Origin of the sequence: Pseudomonas sp. PSPC2-3 (genome assembly GCF_049898265.1) — a bacterium.
GTDB classification, from domain to species: domain Bacteria; phylum Pseudomonadota; class Gammaproteobacteria; order Pseudomonadales; family Pseudomonadaceae; genus Aquipseudomonas; species Aquipseudomonas veronii.
Window position 1 is genome coordinate 197,805 of sequence record NZ_JAFCXJ010000009.1, and the last position, 16,400, is coordinate 214,204.

Genomic DNA, 16,400 nt, shown 5'->3' on the forward strand with positions numbered 1-16,400 from the left:
ATGTTCAATGACATCAGTCGCCTCGGTAAATACCTCGGTCAGGCCGCGCGCCTGATGGTCGGCATGCCCGACTACGACACTTACGTCGAGCATATGCAAACCAAACACCCGGACAAGCCGATGATGGACTACAAGACGTTCTTCCGGGAACGCCAGGAAGCCCGTTACGGCGGCAAGGGTGGGCCCAAGTGCTGCTAAGTTGGTAAAACCGCTTTACCTGTAGGAGCGAGCTTGCTCGCGAACAACGCAAGGACACCACGTGCATCCAGTTAGCACGGGTTATCGTTGACGTTCTTCGCGAGCGAGCGCGCTCCTACAGTTGTTTTTACCTCCCCATTTTCAGGAGAACTGTCTTTGTCCTCTCCCATTCCCGTCACGGTCCTCAGTGGCTTCCTCGGCGCCGGCAAGACCACGTTGCTGCGTCACCTGCTCAAAGCCGAGCACGGCTTGAAAATCGCCGTGATCGAAAACGAATTCAGCGACGCCGGTATCGACACCCAGCTATTGGGCAACGAGCCCGTGCAAGTCATGACCCTGTCCAACGGCTGTGTGTGTTGCACCATCCACACCGACCTGACCAAAGCCCTGTATCTGTTGCTGGAACGTCTCGACAGCGGCGAAATCGCCTTCGACCGCCTGGTGATCGAATGCACCGGCCTGGCCGACCCGGCCCCCGTGGCCCAGACCTTTTTCATCGATGAAGAGCTGCGCGAGCGCTACATCCTCGACGGCATCATCACCCTGGTGGACGCGGCCCACGCCGAGCACCACCTGACCCAAACCATCGCCCAGGCACAGATCGGGTTTGCCGACCGCCTGCTGGTGAGCAAGCGCGACCTGGTGGACGAAGCCAGCTTCGATGCCCTCAGCCAGCGCCTGACCCGCATCAACCGCCGTGCGCCGATTCGCGTGGTCGACCACGGCGCCATCGACCTGGCCGAGCTGCTCGACGTGCGCGGCTTCAACCTCAACGCCGGCATGAACCTGCGCCCGGTCAGCGCCGCGCCGTCCATCGACCGCATCTCCAGCCTGGTGCTGCGCACCGAACAGCCGCTGGATATCGACCGCCTCAGTGAGTTCATGAACGAGTTGTTGGAAGACCACGGCAAGCAACTGCTGCGCTACAAGGGCGTGCTGAACATCGCCGGGGAAGACCGGCGCATGGTGTTCCAGGGCGTGCTGAAGCTCTACGGTTTCGATTGGGATACCGAATGGGCCGAGGGCGAAACGCGGGAGAGTGTGATCGTGTTTATTGCCGATGAGTTGCCGGAAGACAAGATTCGCGAGGGTTTTGCGAAGGTCTATCAAGCCTAACTTGGAAATGCGATCAAAAATGTGGGAGGGGGCTTGCCCCCGATAGCTGTGTGTCAGCCATACATGTGTCGACTGACCCACCGCCATCGGGGGCAAGCCCCCTCCCACATTGGCCGGTATTCCAAATCCTGATCTGCATAAAAAAGCCCGGCTCAAGAGCCGGGCTTTTTATTCAAGCAACTGCAATCAAGCGCCGTACACCGGCAGCTTTTTGCAGATGGCCTTGACCTTCTCACGGACCGCGTCGATCACGGCGTCGTTGTTCAGGTCAGCCAGGATGTCGCAGATCCAGCCGGCCAGTTCCTTGCACTCTGCTTCCTTGAAGCCACGAGTGGTCACGGCCGGGGTGCCGAAACGCAGGCCCGAGGTGACGAACGGCGAACGTGGGTCGTTCGGCACGGAGTTTTTGTTCACGGTGATGAAGGCTTTGCCCAGGGCGGCGTCAGCATCTTTACCGGAGATGTCCTGCTTGATCAGCGACAGCAGGAACAGGTGGTTTTCAGTCCCACCGGATACCACGTCAAAACCGCGTGCGATAAACACTTCGGCCATGGCCTTGGCGTTTTTCACCACTTGTTGCTGGTAAGTCTTGAACTCAGGCTGCAGGGCTTCTTTGAAGCAGACCGCTTTGGCGGCGATCACGTGTTCCAGCGGGCCGCCTTGGGAGCCTGGGAATACCGCAGAGTTGAGCTTCTTCTCGATCTCGGCGTTGGCGCGCGCCAGGATCAGGCCGCCACGCGGACCGCGCAGGGTCTTGTGGGTGGTGGTGGTGACCACGTCAGCGAACGGCACCGGGTTCGGGTAGACGCCAGCGGCGACCAGACCGGCCACGTGGGCCATGTCGACGAACAGGTACGCGCCCACTTTGTCGGCGATGGCGCGGAAACGTGGGAAGTCGAGGATCTGCGAGTAGGCAGAGAAACCGGCCACGATCATTTTTGGCTTGTGCTCGACCGCCAGGCGCTCGACTTCGTCGTAGTCGATCAGGCCGTTGGCATCGATACCGTATTGAACGGCGTTGTACAGCTTGCCGGAGGACGAAACGCTGGCGCCGTGGGTCAGGTGACCGCCGTGGGCCAGGCTCATGCCCAGGATGGTGTCGCCGCCTTGCAGCAGGGCCAGGTACACGGCGCTGTTGGCTTGGGAGCCGGCGTGTGGCTGGACGTTGGCGTAATCGGCGCCGAACAGTTGCTTGGCGCGGTCGATGGCCAGTTGCTCAACCACGTCGACGTATTCGCAGCCGCCGTAGTAGCGCTTGCCTGGGTAGCCTTCGGCGTACTTGTTGGTCAGAACCGAACCTTGAGCCTCCATTACCGCAGGGCTGGTGTAGTTTTCCGAAGCGATCAGCTCAATGTGCTCTTCCTGGCGCACGGCTTCTTGCTCCATGGCGGCGAAGAGATCGGCGTCGTACTTGGCAATGGTCAAATCACGGCTGAACATGGCGGTCCTCAAGGATCGGGGGGCAGAAAAGGAAGGCATTCTAACCTAATGGGTTTTAGATGGCATATGAAAGGACGTCATGTCGCGGACAAGTGGTGTTCATCTGACGTGGGGGGGACTGTACCGCCGCTATCGGGAGCAAGCTCCCTCCCACATTTGAATGTATTCACAAATCGAAGTGTGGGAGGGGCGGTGCGACGATTCGACGTGCTCCCGATGGGGCCAGCGGCTTCACCACAAACTCTCAGTCGAACATGAACAGCGCATCATTGCTGAACTGCGCCGCGAACCGATTCGGCGGCATCGGCCGCCCGAACAGATAACCTTGCACCTCATCGCAGCCATGCTCGCGCAGGAAGTCCAGTTGCTCATGGGTCTCCACGCCCTCGGCGATCACCGCCAGGTTGAGGCTGTGGGCCATGGCGATGATCGCACGGGCGATTTGCGCATCCTGCTCGCCGGACGGCAGGCCGTCGACGAAGGTGCGGTCGATCTTGAGCACGTCGATGGGGAATTGCTTGAGGTAGTTGAGCGACGAATAACCGGTGCCGAAGTCGTCCACCGCAATGCTCAGGCCGAGGTTTTTCAGGCTGGCGAGGATCTGCATGGCTTCGTTGACTTCGCGCATCAGGATACTTTCGGTCAGCTCCAGCTCCAGGCACGCCGGCGGCAGGCCGGTGTCCTCAAGGATGCTGGCGATACGCTCACCCAACTGACCATCGGAGAATTGCCGCGCCGAGATGTTCACCGAGACTTTCGGCACCCGCACCTTGTTCTGGTGCCAGCTCTTGAGCTGGCGGCAGGCTTCGCTGATCACCCAGTCGCCCACGTCCACCACCAGGCCCAACTCTTCCAGCACTGGAATGAAGTCCCCTGGCGGCACCAGGCCACGGCGCGGGTGACGCCAGCGCAGCAAGGCTTCGGCGCCGGTCAGGCGTTTGCCGTCGCCACTGAATTGCGGCTGGTAATAGAGCACGAATTCGTTCTGGTCGAGGGCGTGGCGCAGGTCGCTTTCCAACTCCAGGCGCTCCAGGGCGCTGGCGTTCATGTCGGCCTGGTAGAACTGGAAGTTGTTCTTGCCACGCTCCTTGGCGTGATACATCGCAGTGTCGGCGTTTTTCATCAACTGGCTCAGCTCGTTGCCGTCCTGCGGGCTGAGGGCGATGCCGATACTTGCGGTGACGAAAAACTCGCGGCCTTCCAGCACGAACGGTCTGACCAGGCTGGCGAGGATTTGCTCGGCCACGTGAATCGCGCGGTTCAGCGCCATTTCGCGGCTGATCCGCGGCTGCAGGAGCAGGGTGAACTCGTCACCGCCCATGCGCGCCACGGTGTCGTCTTCGGCCACGCAACCGAGCAGGCGGGTAGCCATCTCCTTGAGCATGCGGTCGCCGGCGGCGTGGCCCAGGGAGTCGTTGATCGGTTTGAAGCGGTCGAGGTCGAGGAACATCAGCACCACCCACGACTTCTGCCGTTCGGCCGACTGCAGCGCGGTGTGCAGGCGGTCCTGGAACAGCGTGCGGTTGGGCAGGTGGGTCAGGGCGTCGTAATAGGCCAGGCGGTGGATGCGCTGTTCGCTGGCCTTGCGCTCGCTGATATCGCTGAAGAAGCAGACGTAGCTGGCCAGGTCGCCTTCATCGTCGAACACGGCGGTAATGCCGACCCAGGCCGGGTAATGCTCGCCGTTGCGGCGCTTGAGCCACACTTCGCCTTCCCAGGTGCTGTGCTGGTGCAACTGCTTGAGCACGTAGCGCAGGTGGGCTTCCTGCTGCTCGTCGACGGTGAGCATGTTCGGCAACTGGTCGAGCACGTCCGCCACGGCGTAGCCACTGACGCGGCTGAACGCCTCGTTGGCCTGCACGATATAGCCGGCCGGGTCGGTGATCAGGATCGCCGACGTGGAGTGCTCGAATACCGTGGCGGCCATGCGCAGGTCTTTCTCGGCGCGGCGCTGCTGGCTGATATCGCGGCCGACGCCGAGGATGCCCTCGAAGGCGCCGTGCTCGTCCCACACCAGCACCAGGCGCAGCTCGATCGGAACTTTACGCCCGTCGGCGCGCAGGCAGTCGAACAGGTACAGTTGGGTGTGGATGTCATCGCGCAGCTTGGCCAGCGCCTCGGCGTCGCCCAAGGCCCGGCTGACTTGCTCGACCAGGCTGTAGATGCCGGCCAATTGCTGCGGGTTGGCGATGATCGACTGCCAGCCATTCTTGAACACCCAGTCCACGTCATAGCCCAGCACGGCGTTGACCGAGGGGCTGATGTAGTTGAGGGCGAGGCGGCTGTCGGTGGAGCAGATCACGTCGCTGATGCTTTCGGCCAGCATGCGGTAGCGCTGTTCGCTGTCACGCAGGGATTCGCTGGCCTCGATCTGATCGGTAATGTCCTTGGCCACGCCGATGATGCGCGTGACCTGCGCGGTCTTGTCCCCGGCCAGGGCTTGCTCGCGGATATCGAAGCGGCGCCATTGATTGTTGCGGTGGCGAAAGCGCAACTGGCATTGCAGTTGGCTCGAATAACCGGCCTGGCGCTGCTGCTGGCGCAAGTCGTGGTAATGCTCGGCGTCCTCGGGGTGCAGCAGGATTTCCCAGAAGTACTCGCCCATTTGCTGCAATTCGGCCTTGTTATAGCCGAGGGTGTGGCCCAGGTGGTGGTTGCTGAAAATCATCCGCTGGCTGATCACATCCTGCACATACAGGTGATCGGGCACGGTTCGCACCACGTCCGACCAGAAACTTTCGCGCTCCACCAGCGACAGTTCGATCAGCTTGCGGCTGGTGATGTCGCTGATGCTGAGGATCACCGCCTTGAAGTCGTCGCGCTGTTCCGGCAGGCGCATCACCAGCCACAGGTATTGGTTGTTGCCGAGCACATCGTTGAGCTGGATTTCCAGTTCCAACTGGTTCTGTTGGGTCAGCACCGCCTCGAGCACCTGATAGCCGATAGCCGTGGCGTTGCGTGGGCAGTCATCGATCAGGCGTTCCCAGGCTTGCTCGCACGAGCTGACGTTCAACAGGCGCACCGCCACCTGGTTGACCTCGGTGACGCGCAGTTCCTTGAGCAACTGGCGACGCGCTTCGGGGTTGCCCTGCAGCCACCCGTGCAATTGCTCGCGCGTGCGGATCTTGGCCTTGTCGAAGAACGCGTTGAGCCCCGACAGGTCAAGCACGCACAGGGCCACGCCGGTGCCTTCGAAAATATCCTGATAACGCCGCCGACCTTCGTTCACCTGGCGCTGGCGGCGGCGCATATTCAACAGCACGATCACCGGCACCAACGAGAAGGCCAGGCCCAGCAGGCACTTGCCGATAAACGCCGGCAGCAATTGTTCCAGCACGGCGTTACGGTCGAAGAGGCCGCGCAGTTGCCAGTCGCTTTTGCTCAGTGGCGTGACCAGCACGCTTTTTTTCAACTCGTCCGGGGTCAGGGCTGCGGCCAATTGTGTCGGCATGCCGCTGTCACGGCTGACTACGTGGTGGTTCAGGCGATTCTCGACGGCCCACATCGGCCGCTGGCCCTGGCCATCCTGGCGGGTAAGGTTGGCCAGGTAGTTCGGCGCCAGGCGCAGCGCCCAGTACATTTTCGAATCGCCACTGGGCTGATGCAGCAGCAGATAAATGATGGTGCCGTTGTTGTCGTTGCTCAGGTAGTAGGGCTGGGAATGGCTGCGCTTGACCAGTTCCTCGAGGAAGTCGCTGTCCTGGCTGTCTTTGGCCGTGTCGCGGATTATCGCGCCGCTGGGGGCGAGCAGCGCGAAGCTGCGCAGTTCCGGCAGAGAGCGTTGCAAGCTGAGCATCAACGCCTGTTGCTGTTCGTCGTTGCGCGGCGGCTCGACCATCGGCAGCAGATTCAGCGCGATCTGTGCGCTCAGGGCCATGTTCAGGCTGATCTGTTCCGCCAGGTCGGCGCTGTAGTCGATGGTGTATTGCTGCTGGTTTTTCTGGTTCTGCTGCAGTTGGTCGAGCAGTTGCCAGAACAATAACGCGAGCAACATGAGGACAAGCGTCGCCAATGCGCCTTTGAGGGTGCCGTGCAGGGGCGCTCCCGGCGCTATGTGAGCGGCGCGCAGGGGAGTAGGCGGCGTGACGTTGGACAAACTGTGATCCTGCGGTTTGGCTGGACTGGCGCGCGACATGCACTATAAGCCGGACGCCCGGAGGGCGGCTAGCATGCCTTGACTTGTGGCAAAGTGCCAGTCCTGCCTGGCTGGACTGCCCTGGCGCATTCAGGTAGCTTTGCCGGTTACGCGGGGGCGTTCCAGCCCCAGACAATCAGGCTTTTTCCGCTCGCAGGCATTGATCAAGGTCAACGGCCCGCGCGGCGCATGGTCTGGCACGGGCTTCGCCCGCTCAATTCATCAGTCACTGACGCTAGGTTCACCATGGCTCAATACGTCTTCACCATGCATCGGCTGGGCAAAGTTGTTCCGCCGAAGCGGGAAATCCTGAAAAACATTTCGCTGTCTTTTTTCCCCGGCGCCAAGATCGGCGTGCTCGGCCTCAACGGTTCGGGTAAATCCACCCTGTTGAAAATCATGGCCGGCGTCGACACCGAGTTCGAAGGCGAAGCCCGCCCGATGCCCGATCTGAACATCGGCTACCTGCCGCAAGAACCGATCCTGGACCCGGCCAAGACCGTGCGCGAAGTGGTCGAAGAAGCCGTCAGCGTGATCAAGGACGCCCAGGCCCGCCTGGACGAAGTCTACGCCGCCTACGCCGAACCGGATGCTGACTTCGACAAGCTGGCCGCCGAACAGGCCAAGCTCGAAGCCATCCTGCAGGCTGGCGACGGTCACAACCTCGATCGCCAGCTGGAAGTCGCCGCCGATGCGCTGCGCCTGCCGGCGTGGGACGCCAAGGTCGAACACCTGTCCGGTGGTGAGAAGCGCCGTGTGGCCCTGTGCCGCCTGCTGCTGTCGGCTCCCGACATGCTGCTGCTCGACGAACCGACCAACCACTTGGACGCTGATTCCGTCGCATGGCTGGAACATTTCCTTCACGACTTCCCGGGCACCGTGGTTGCGATCACGCACGACCGGTACTTCCTGGACAACGTCGCCGGCTGGATTCTCGAACTCGACCGTGGCGCCGGCATCCCTTACGAGGGCAACTACTCCGGTTGGCTCGAAGCCAAGTCCGACCGTCTGGCCGCCGAATCCAAGCAGCAATCGGCCCACGAAAAAGCCATGAAGGAAGAACTGGAGTGGGTGCGCAAAGGCGCCAAGGCCCGCCAGTCCAAATCCAAGGCACGTCTGCAACGCTTTGAAGAAATGCAGTCGCAGGAATTCCAGAAGCGCAGCGAAACCAACGAGATCTACATCCCGGCCGGTCCGCGCCTGGGTGACAAGGTCATCGAATTCAAGAACGTGTCCAAAGGCTATGGCGACCGCGTGTTGATCGACAACCTGTCGTTCTCCATGCCAAAAGGCGCGATCGTCGGCGTTATCGGCGGTAACGGTGCGGGTAAATCCACACTGTTCCGCATGCTGATGGGCAAGGAAACCCCGGACTCGGGCACCATCGAAGTCGGTGAAACCGTGCAACTGGCCTGCGTGGACCAAAGCCGCGAAGACCTCGACGGCAGCAAAACTGTGTTTCAGCAGATTTCCGACGGTTCCGACCAGATCCGTATCGGCAACTATGAAATCCCGTCGCGCACCTACGTCGGCCGTTTCAACTTCAAGGGTGGCGACCAGCAGAAGTTCGTCAAGGACCTGTCCGGTGGTGAGCGTGGTCGCTTGCACCTGGCCCTGACCCTGAAAGAGGGCGGCAACGTCCTGCTGCTCGACGAACCGTCCAACGACCTCGACGTTGAAACCCTGCGTTCCCTGGAAGAAGCCCTGCTGGACTTCCCGGGCGCCGCCATTGTGATCTCTCACGATCGGTGGTTCCTCGACCGCGTCGCGACCCACATCCTCGCGTATGAAGATGACTCGCAGGCGGTGTTCTTCGAAGGTAACTACACCGAGTACGAAGCGGATCGCAAGAAACGCCTGGGCGAAGCCGCTGCCCAGCCGCACCGTGTACGTCACAAGAAACTGGCCTGATTCGGGTCGGTTTGGAAAAGCGGAGCCTTCGGGCTCCGTTTTTTTTGCCCATGACTTCCTGACGAACATCGATCAAATGTGGGAGGAGGCTTGCCTCCGATAGCGGTTTTTCAGTTGGTGCATGGCGCCGTTTTGAAATCCCCTTTTAGGTGCGATAAATGCCTGTTTTTCAGGTTTATTTATATCCAATGCACCATTTAAATTCACAAAGGCGACATTTTGCCCTGTCGCGGTGCGACATGAATTGATAAAGTCCGGCTCAATCGCCCTTAACGACAATAAATTTGCCGAGACTTTTCATGATCGAATCCGTTGAATCCTTCCTTGCCCGCCTGAAGAAACGCGACCCCGACCAGCCGGAATTCCACCAGGCCGTAGAAGAAGTCCTACGCAGCCTGTGGCCGTTTCTTGAAGCCAATCCTCACTACCTGACCTCGGGCATCCTGGAGCGCATCTGCGAGCCGGAACGTGCGATTACTTTCCGGGTGTCGTGGGTCGATGATCACGGCAAGGTTCAGGTCAACCGCGGTTTCCGTATCCAGATGAACAGTGCCATCGGCCCGTACAAGGGCGGCCTGCGCTTTCACCCGTCGGTCAACCTGGGCGTATTGAAATTCCTCGCCTTCGAACAGACCTTCAAAAACTCCCTGACCTCGTTGCCCATGGGCGGCGGCAAAGGCGGCTCGGACTTCGACCCCAAGGGCAAGAGCGACGCCGAAGTGATGCGCTTCTGCCAGGCGTTCATGAGCGAGTTGTACCGCCATATCGGCGCGGACGTGGACGTCCCGGCCGGCGATATCGGCGTGGGTGCCCGCGAGATCGGTTTCCTGTTCGGCCAGTACAAGCGCCTGAGCAACCAGTTCACCTCCGTGCTGACCGGCAAAGGCATGACCTACGGCGGCAGCTTGATCCGCCCCGAAGCCACCGGTTTCGGTTGCGTGTACTTCGCTGAAGAAATGCTCAAGCGCGATGGCCAGCGGGTCGAGGGCAAACGCGTGGCGGTCTCCGGCTCCGGCAACGTGGCGCAATACGCGGCGCGCAAGGTCATGGACCTGGGCGGCAAGGTGATTTCGCTGTCCGACTCCGAAGGCACCCTGTACGCCGAAAACGGGTTGACGGAGGAGCAATGGTCGGCGCTGCTGGAGCTGAAAAACGTCCAGCGCGGTCGCATCAGCGAACTGGCGGCCCGTTACGGCCTGGAGTTCCGCGCCGGTAAAACCCCGTGGGAACTGGCGTGCGACATCGCGCTGCCATGCGCCACCCAGAACGAACTCAACGCCGACGCTGCGCGCGCCCTGTTGCGCAACGGCTGCCTCTGCGTGGCCGAAGGCGCCAACATGCCGACCACCCTGGAGGCTGTGGATATCTTTATCGACGCAGGCATTCTGTTCGCCCCGGGCAAGGCGTCCAACGCTGGCGGCGTGGCGGTGAGTGGCCTGGAAATGTCGCAGAACGCCATGCGCCTGCTGTGGACCGCCGGTGAGGTGGACAGCAAACTGCACAACATCATGCAGTCGATCCACCACGCGTGCGTGCATTACGGTGAGGAAAACGGCCGGATCAACTACGTGAAAGGCGCGAATATCGCCGGCTTCGTCAAAGTCGCCGACGCGATGCTGGCCCAAGGCATCGTCTAGGTCTCGGCCTCGATGCGCAGCACTTCGATCAACTGATCGCCGACGGGGCGCTGCCACAGCACCTCGTCGCCCACCCGGGCCCCGAGCAGCGCCCGACCCAGGGGCGAACCCCAGTTGATCAGGCCCGCACCGGCATCGGCCTGGTCTTCACCGACCAACTGAATGCGCTGTTGCTCGTCCTGCTCATTGGCAAAGGTCACCCAACTGCCGATCTGCACCTTGTCGGTGGACACGGCCGGCGCCACCACCTGGGCACTCTGTAGCCGCTGGTTGAAGTAACGCAAATCCCGCTCAAGGTCGGCCTGGCGCTGTTTGTCGGCCTGTTCGCCCTTGGCGGATTCGACGCTGTATTCCTGCTGCAACTGCGCGACCTTGGCCTGCAACTGCGCCAACCCGCGCGCGGTGAGGCGATTGGGTTGCTCGCTGACCTGACGCTCGACCGGTGGGTCGGCCTGGGCGGCGGCGCTGTCTTCATTCACAAAAGCTCGGCTCATGACAGGCTCCCTCTATAAGCGTTTGGGCCATGTTCGCCGCACTTAAGTTTCGACGAATGTCTGAAAGCGACCTATTGCGAGCGATAAGCCTTGGCTGCGTCGCGATCCTTCTCCTGCTGCCAGGCGCGCTCGCGCTCGTCCCAGTGATGATCTTTGTAATCGCGTAACTCCTCGTTTTCGCGCATGGCCTTGCACTGGCGAAAGCCATCTTCCCAGCCTTCGGCGTATACGCGGTCTTTCAGATAACGCGGCACATTCTTGCGAAACTCCCCGGTGATCACCCCCGCGGCCTGGCGACCACTGCTGCAACCGTCATCGAAGCCATCGGCAAACGCCGGTGGATAGCCCTTGGCCAGCAACTCCTGATGGGTCGATTGGCAACCCGACAACCCCAGCACCGCACACAGCATTACTGCATACCGCCACATTACTCGCTCCCTGGCCGTTTCACGGCTGATAGGGGAAGTTTAGAAGGGGATTCGTCGGGGGGATGTGAAAGGGGGGTGAGAAAGGTGTTGGGTTAAAGGGCCATCAATGACGATTCTCTTTAAATTGCAGGACGATTCCTAGAGAATCTCTGCCCTATTGCGCCTTAGGGTTTGGATCACTAGCCTCCTGACTTCGCTGTGAAAACAGTGACCGGGTTTAGCGACCCGAACCACCGAGACGCATCCTCTGTACACATTAGGCCGGCGGTTTTTACGTTCGTCGATATCGTGTTATGGCGGCTGTGCGTGGGAGATCTTCGGATCTGCCGGGTGTCTAGGTGACCGGTTCGCTAACCTGCGTACAGCTGCCACCCCTTCATGTTTAGCGACGTGTTGTGGTGGTCCTTTATTTCACTTAGAGGTGCATCATGACTAAAGTCGTGCCCGATCCACCACAGTCCTCAATCACCACCCTAGGCGTCGTTACGTTCGGCGACTACGGCGAAAACGAAAAACCGTTGTTTCGCGTCAATGCCGGCATGCCCATTGATGAAGCGCTAGAGCACGCCTCCACCCTGCTTTACTACTCTAAGAAACTTGCAATGGAAGCCGCCATGGATGTCCGTGGCGAACAATATGCCTGGGCTGCACATTTTTTATGTGAGATGGGCAAGGCTGTAGTGGATGATCTGACTCAGGCGCTAACACCCGCAGCCTAAAGGTAGACACTGTTCCTGTGGCGAGCGGGTAAGCCCACTTGCCACAGGTTTATCGATAGCCTTGTAAGAGGCTTCCCGCTATCACCCTGCAACCATCAAGCGTAATAACCCACGGTCTTTTTCAGCTGATCTGCGTATTCGTATATCTCATCAATGGAAGAGATCGCATGACGTGTCTCGTTTTTTTCTTCGTCAAAAATCCCGAGGTACTTCTGGCTTCGGTTGAAGTGAAGACGACAAATTGGTTTGCGGTTGTTGTCATCCAACAATATCCCAAAATAGCTTTGGGTATCTCGCTGAACAATTCGTTTGGCATCGACCACTGATCGGACAAGGGCCCGAACGATGTGATAACCCTCCAGTTCTTCCAGCGTAGTCAGGATCTTGTCTCCTGACTCGTCTCTATCCTGAGTATCTGCGTTTGCGCTGTTTGTGACGGGCATCGATGTCATTATCGGTTGGATCGTGCCGCTCATCGCTGACTTCAGGCGATCGTTGATCTGGTCATTTAGAAACTGGGCTAAGGCTTTTCGAGTCAGTTCATAAAATTGCTCACGCACTTTCTGCGTGATTACTCCCTCATAAACGCGGGATGCGAAGAATTTTACGAAGTCATCTTCTGGCTTGCTGACTTGAGCGCCGATGAGTTTTTTGAGTTGGCTAACGTATTTCAGCTCTCCCGCAGCGTTGATGATTGAGTCGACGTCGAAGGCCGACTTAGTCAGCTTTATCAGCTCCGGCATGGAGTACTCATCAATGTCTAGCAGATCCAATTCTAAAAATGGTTTCTCGTCCATTTTGTTCGGGGCATCTAGGTCAGTAAAAAATCTATAGACCTGACCATTGGTGAGAATTGATATTCTTGCGCTTGTGACGTGAAAGTAACGGAAAAGCTGAGAGGCGTGATTGATGCTCAATGACTCACCGATTTTTTTGCATTCGATAAGTATCTGAACCTCACCGTCTTTCATGATAGCGTAGTCGATTTTTTCACCTTTCTTTGTCCCGACATCGCAGACAAATTCTGGCATCACTTCCTGTGGATCAAACACGTCGTAGCCCAGCACCGTGTTGATAAAAGGCATTACAAAAGCATTTTTTGTAGCTTCTTCTGTTTGGATGGCGGGGCCTTGCAGTCGAACTTTGGCTGCCAGGCTGGTGAGCTTTTCAAAAAATTCCATATAAACCTCTTACCTATTCGGTTCCGTGTATAGATGTGGTGGCAAATTGACAGCCATCTGATACTAGACACAAAAAACCATAAAGAAAATGCGGTAAGAGGTTGTTTGTCTTTAATTGAAAAAAAGCTAAAAAAGTTCGTAAATTTCTTATCTATTTATCAATAGGTTGCAGGTGTGCGAAAAATTTGTGTGTGCAGGACAAAAAGTCTGAAAACTCTGGATAGGTAGACGGATAGTCTAGGCGGATGATCTGTCAACTCCTGCCAGCGCAGCATGCTCAGCCAATTCTTGCTGGATAAACGCCGCAATCATCGCGCGGTACACCTGTTCGGTGACGTCGGGATTGGCGCCGACCGTTTGGGACAGATTGCGTACTTTGCTGATCACCTGTTCGACGCGCTGTGGTGCCTTGACGCCGTCGGTGTCTTTTTTGAAGCGTGCCGCCTGGGAAACGTAGTGGCCGCGTTCGGCCAACAGGCTGACGATTTGCTGGTCGAGGCGGTCGATGTTGCTTCGGACTTCTTCAAGGGTGGTGCAGGTAACGGCCATGTTGAGTGAACTCCTGATTCTGGTTGGGCGTTGGTCAGTAGTGATACCACTTCATCTCAAGCATTACCTCATTCACCGGCGTCGACAAGTGGCTGTACTCGCGTTGGGCGCTCAGGCGCAGGCCGAGGTTGCGCGACAATTCCCACTGCTGGTTCAGGCTGATGCTGCGCCGTACTTCGCCATTGGTGAAGAAATCTCCCTTGGCTTCCAGGCTCAGGTTGCCCAGCGGGTTTTTCCACAGTACGCCGGTGTTGAAACCGGCGGCGGGGGAGATGGCTTCGCTGAAGTCGTTGTTGTGTTCCACGCGCACGGTGCCGAGGGCGAAGCCGAGCATGTCGTCGCGCAGTTGCCAGGTGCCGCCGGCGCCGCCGTTGACGTGGGCGACCAGGGTTTCATCGTCGTGTTTGCCCGGCACGCGTTCCAGGCCGCCGGTGACTTGCCATGACCAGGGTTGCAGCAACGCGTTGCGCGGAGTCAGGGAGCGGATGGTGGCCAGGTCCAGTTGCTGCAGTTGCCAGTGGTTGCCTTCGTACTGGCGCAGTTTCATTTGCAGGATCTCGATCTGCGCGCCGAGGGGGAAGCCTTCGGCGTTGTCGTTGAGGTCGTGGTAGGCCATGCGCAGGCCGTATTCGCCGAAGGCTTTGTCGCCACGCGTGCCGATGCCGGCTTGCCAGGTGCGTGATTCATGGCCGGTTTCCGGCAGGCCTGGGGGCGTGATCTTCAGGTCGGGCGCGGGGTTCTGGTTGATCGCACGCAGCAGTTCGAAGCTGCGTTGGGAGCGTTCGGTGTCGCGCTCCAGGCCATTGGCGCGGTAGCGGCCGAGGCGGTAGGCGGCGTCGATGATCAGCGCCTGGCGCTCGCGCGGCAACGCTTTAAACGCGGGCGCCTGCAGTTGTTTCTGGTCGTCGCTGACTTTCAGCACCCATTGCTGCTCGTCGCTGTCCAGCGGTTTGGCGCGTTCCAGCAACTCGCGCTCACGGGACGGGCGATAGTCGATCTTCTCGACCAGGCCGGCGTCTTTCACGGCCTTGACCGTGTCGGTGGGGATCGCAGTGAGCGGGAATTGCTCGGTCAGGCGCAGGCCGGGGCGGGCCACTTGCAGCAACTCCAACAGGCGGTAGGAGCAGTTTTCGTCGAAGAAGAAGTAGTCGAACTGGATCTGCTTGAGTTCCCACACGTGCTCGACCATGCGCTCGGTCTCGACCTGGGTCAGGTTCAGGCGGTATTCCCACAGGTCGCGGTTCTCCAGGCTGCGGTATTCGGAGAGTTTTTCCTGGTAGGGCACCAGGGCGAACAGGCCGGGGTAGCCGCCCATCAGGCCTTTCCAGGCGTAGAGGATGCTGTTGTCCGAGCCTTCGATGTACGCGCCGAAGTTGATCGCATAGCTGAGCAGCGCGGTGTTGTTGCTCTGCACGTCGGCCTGGTCGATGCGCAGCAGGGTGTGGCCGAACATCGATGAAGGGCTGTTGAGGTAGGCCGCCGGGAAGATCATCACCGCGCTATGGGGCGCGACGTCCTTGAACCATTGCTTGAATTCGTTGCAGCCCACGGCGGGCAGGTCGGTCAGTTGCAACCGGTCCTTGAGCCAGCGGGTACGTGCGGGGTAAACGCATTGTGCGTGTTTTTCACCCAGGCTGGCCGGCGCGTAGAGCGCGTCGACGGTGGCCTTGAGTTCGGCATCCGGGTGATGGGCGCCATCGGCGGCGAGGAAGAATTTTTTGTCGCTGACATAGCTGCGCCAGCCACTGACTTTGCCGGCTTCGTAATGGCCCAAGGACAACCAGAACGGATCGTTGGCCAATTGCTGCAAACGTTGATCATCAAGATGCGGCGCCGCATACAACGGGGCGCAGGCGAAGAGTGCCATCCAGGCAAGGCGTTTGAGCATAGGGGCAACTTAAGTCGGAAAAAGTGAGACCCAAGCGGGGAGGCGGGTCCAAAAATAAGACCCGCGCCTTGGAGGGCGCGGGCGGCTCGAGCTTAAGCCTGGGTTGCGTATTTCGCCAGGCGGGCATCACTTTTCAGTACAGCCAGGGTGTTGTTGTGGACATCGTCAGCGGTCACGTCGGCCTTGCTGAAGATTTGCTGGAAGTGCTCGTGGGTCACGGCAGCAAAGTGCTCGCGATCTTCTGGTGCAACGCCCAGTACCACGGCGTAGGTGGTCAGCGCCTCGCCATTGCCTTTGGCCATGTCTTCGGACAGCTCGTTCATCATGCCATTCATGGCAATCCACGATTTGCCGCCGTAGGTCAGGGCGCTGTTGGTGCTGCAACCGTTGGTGCCCGAGGTCATGCCGAAGGTAGCGTTGCCCGAGGTGCCGTTGGTGGTGGACGCCAGGAAGTGCGCCGGCGTGCCGCGCTGGCCTTCGAACAGCATGTTGCCCCAACCGCAGTTCGGGCCACCGGGTGATTCAGCCATTGCGTTGAGGGAAACGACGGTGAAGAGAGTACCGAGAAGGATCCGTTTCATAGCTTTGTTCTCTTTGTGTGCAAACCAATGGACAAGGGTTCAGGCGCAGTAACGCGCCTTAGGGGCCGGTTATTAGTCCAGCCCGCGCAGTTTGGAGTTTAGGCAGGTTCCAGGGGTTCCGTG

Annotated in this window: 13 protein-coding genes; 5 read left to right on the plus strand and 8 right to left on the minus strand. The window is 59.4% G+C overall.

The window, feature by feature from the left end; translation table 11 throughout:
* Both ACP7E3_RS21655 and yjiA read left to right on the plus strand, forming a co-directional pair.
* Entirely contained in the window at nt 1-198 is a 198-nt protein-coding gene (locus tag ACP7E3_RS21655) for a YbdD/YjiX family protein (protein ID WP_017737420.1), read from the plus strand.
* A 156-nt stretch (nt 199-354) separates the two neighbouring features.
* On the plus strand, nt 355-1,314 hold the full coding sequence (gene yjiA / locus ACP7E3_RS21660; protein WP_126588653.1) for a GTPase: 960 nt from the start codon (nt 355-357) through the stop codon (nt 1,312-1,314).
* A gap of 186 nt (nt 1,315-1,500) precedes the next feature.
* Here the strand turns inward: yjiA and glyA are convergent, their stop codons facing one another.
* Nucleotides 1,501-2,754 (minus strand): serine hydroxymethyltransferase, encoded by a 1,254-nt coding sequence (gene glyA, locus ACP7E3_RS21665; RefSeq protein ID WP_017848268.1) that lies wholly within the window; start codon nt 2,752-2,754, stop codon nt 1,501-1,503.
* 244 nt (nt 2,755-2,998) lie between these two features.
* A complete protein-coding gene (locus tag ACP7E3_RS21670) occupies nt 2,999-6,850 on the minus strand; it encodes a sensor domain-containing protein (RefSeq protein ID WP_057005133.1) in 3,852 nt (1,283 codons plus the stop codon).
* A gap of 285 nt (nt 6,851-7,135) precedes the next feature.
* On the opposite strand from ACP7E3_RS21670, the gene ettA reads away from it, so the two are divergent.
* Both ettA and gdhA read left to right on the plus strand, forming a co-directional pair.
* Nucleotides 7,136-8,800, plus strand: coding sequence for an energy-dependent translational throttle protein EttA (ettA, locus tag ACP7E3_RS21675; RefSeq protein ID WP_017848266.1), 1,665 nt, complete (start codon nt 7,136-7,138; stop codon nt 8,798-8,800).
* A 299-nt stretch (nt 8,801-9,099) separates the two neighbouring features.
* Nucleotides 9,100-10,437 (plus strand): NADP-specific glutamate dehydrogenase, encoded by a 1,338-nt coding sequence (gene gdhA / locus ACP7E3_RS21680; protein ID WP_108525511.1) that lies wholly within the window; start codon nt 9,100-9,102, stop codon nt 10,435-10,437.
* Here gdhA and ACP7E3_RS21685 read toward each other — a convergent pair.
* Nucleotides 10,434-10,931 (minus strand): GreA/GreB family elongation factor, encoded by a 498-nt coding sequence (locus ACP7E3_RS21685; RefSeq protein WP_017848264.1) that lies wholly within the window; start codon nt 10,929-10,931, stop codon nt 10,434-10,436. The genes gdhA and ACP7E3_RS21685 overlap by 4 nt on opposite strands.
* Before the next feature lie 71 nt (nt 10,932-11,002).
* Nucleotides 11,003-11,359, minus strand: a complete 357-nt coding sequence (locus tag ACP7E3_RS21690; RefSeq protein WP_046381987.1) for a hypothetical protein — start codon at nt 11,357-11,359, stop codon at nt 11,003-11,005.
* A 428-nt stretch (nt 11,360-11,787) separates the two neighbouring features.
* Here ACP7E3_RS21690 and ACP7E3_RS21695 point away from each other — a divergent pair, with 428 nt between their 5' ends.
* Nucleotides 11,788-12,078: a DUF3077 domain-containing protein gene (locus ACP7E3_RS21695; protein WP_017848262.1), complete on the plus strand. Its 291-nt coding sequence runs from the start codon at nt 11,788-11,790 to the stop codon at nt 12,076-12,078.
* A gap of 95 nt (nt 12,079-12,173) precedes the next feature.
* Here ACP7E3_RS21695 and ACP7E3_RS21700 read toward each other — a convergent pair whose 3' ends face one another.
* The 4 genes from ACP7E3_RS21700 to ACP7E3_RS21715 all read right to left on the minus strand — a co-directional run bounded on the left by ACP7E3_RS21700 (nt 12,174) and on the right by ACP7E3_RS21715 (nt 16,277).
* Nucleotides 12,174-13,259, minus strand: coding sequence for a type I restriction endonuclease (locus tag ACP7E3_RS21700; protein ID WP_426124308.1), 1,086 nt, complete (start codon nt 13,257-13,259; stop codon nt 12,174-12,176).
* A gap of 237 nt (nt 13,260-13,496) precedes the next feature.
* Nucleotides 13,497-13,808, minus strand: a complete 312-nt coding sequence (locus tag ACP7E3_RS21705; protein WP_128191697.1) for a chorismate mutase — start codon at nt 13,806-13,808, stop codon at nt 13,497-13,499.
* Nucleotides 13,809-13,842: 34 nt separating this feature from the next.
* Entirely contained in the window at nt 13,843-15,696 is a 1,854-nt protein-coding gene (locus tag ACP7E3_RS21710) for a DUF4105 domain-containing protein (protein ID WP_046381989.1), read from the minus strand.
* Between the two features lie 92 nt (nt 15,697-15,788).
* Nucleotides 15,789-16,277, minus strand: a complete 489-nt coding sequence (locus ACP7E3_RS21715; protein ID WP_046381990.1) for a DUF3015 domain-containing protein — start codon at nt 16,275-16,277, stop codon at nt 15,789-15,791.
* Between the last annotated feature and the right edge of the window lie 123 nt (nt 16,278-16,400).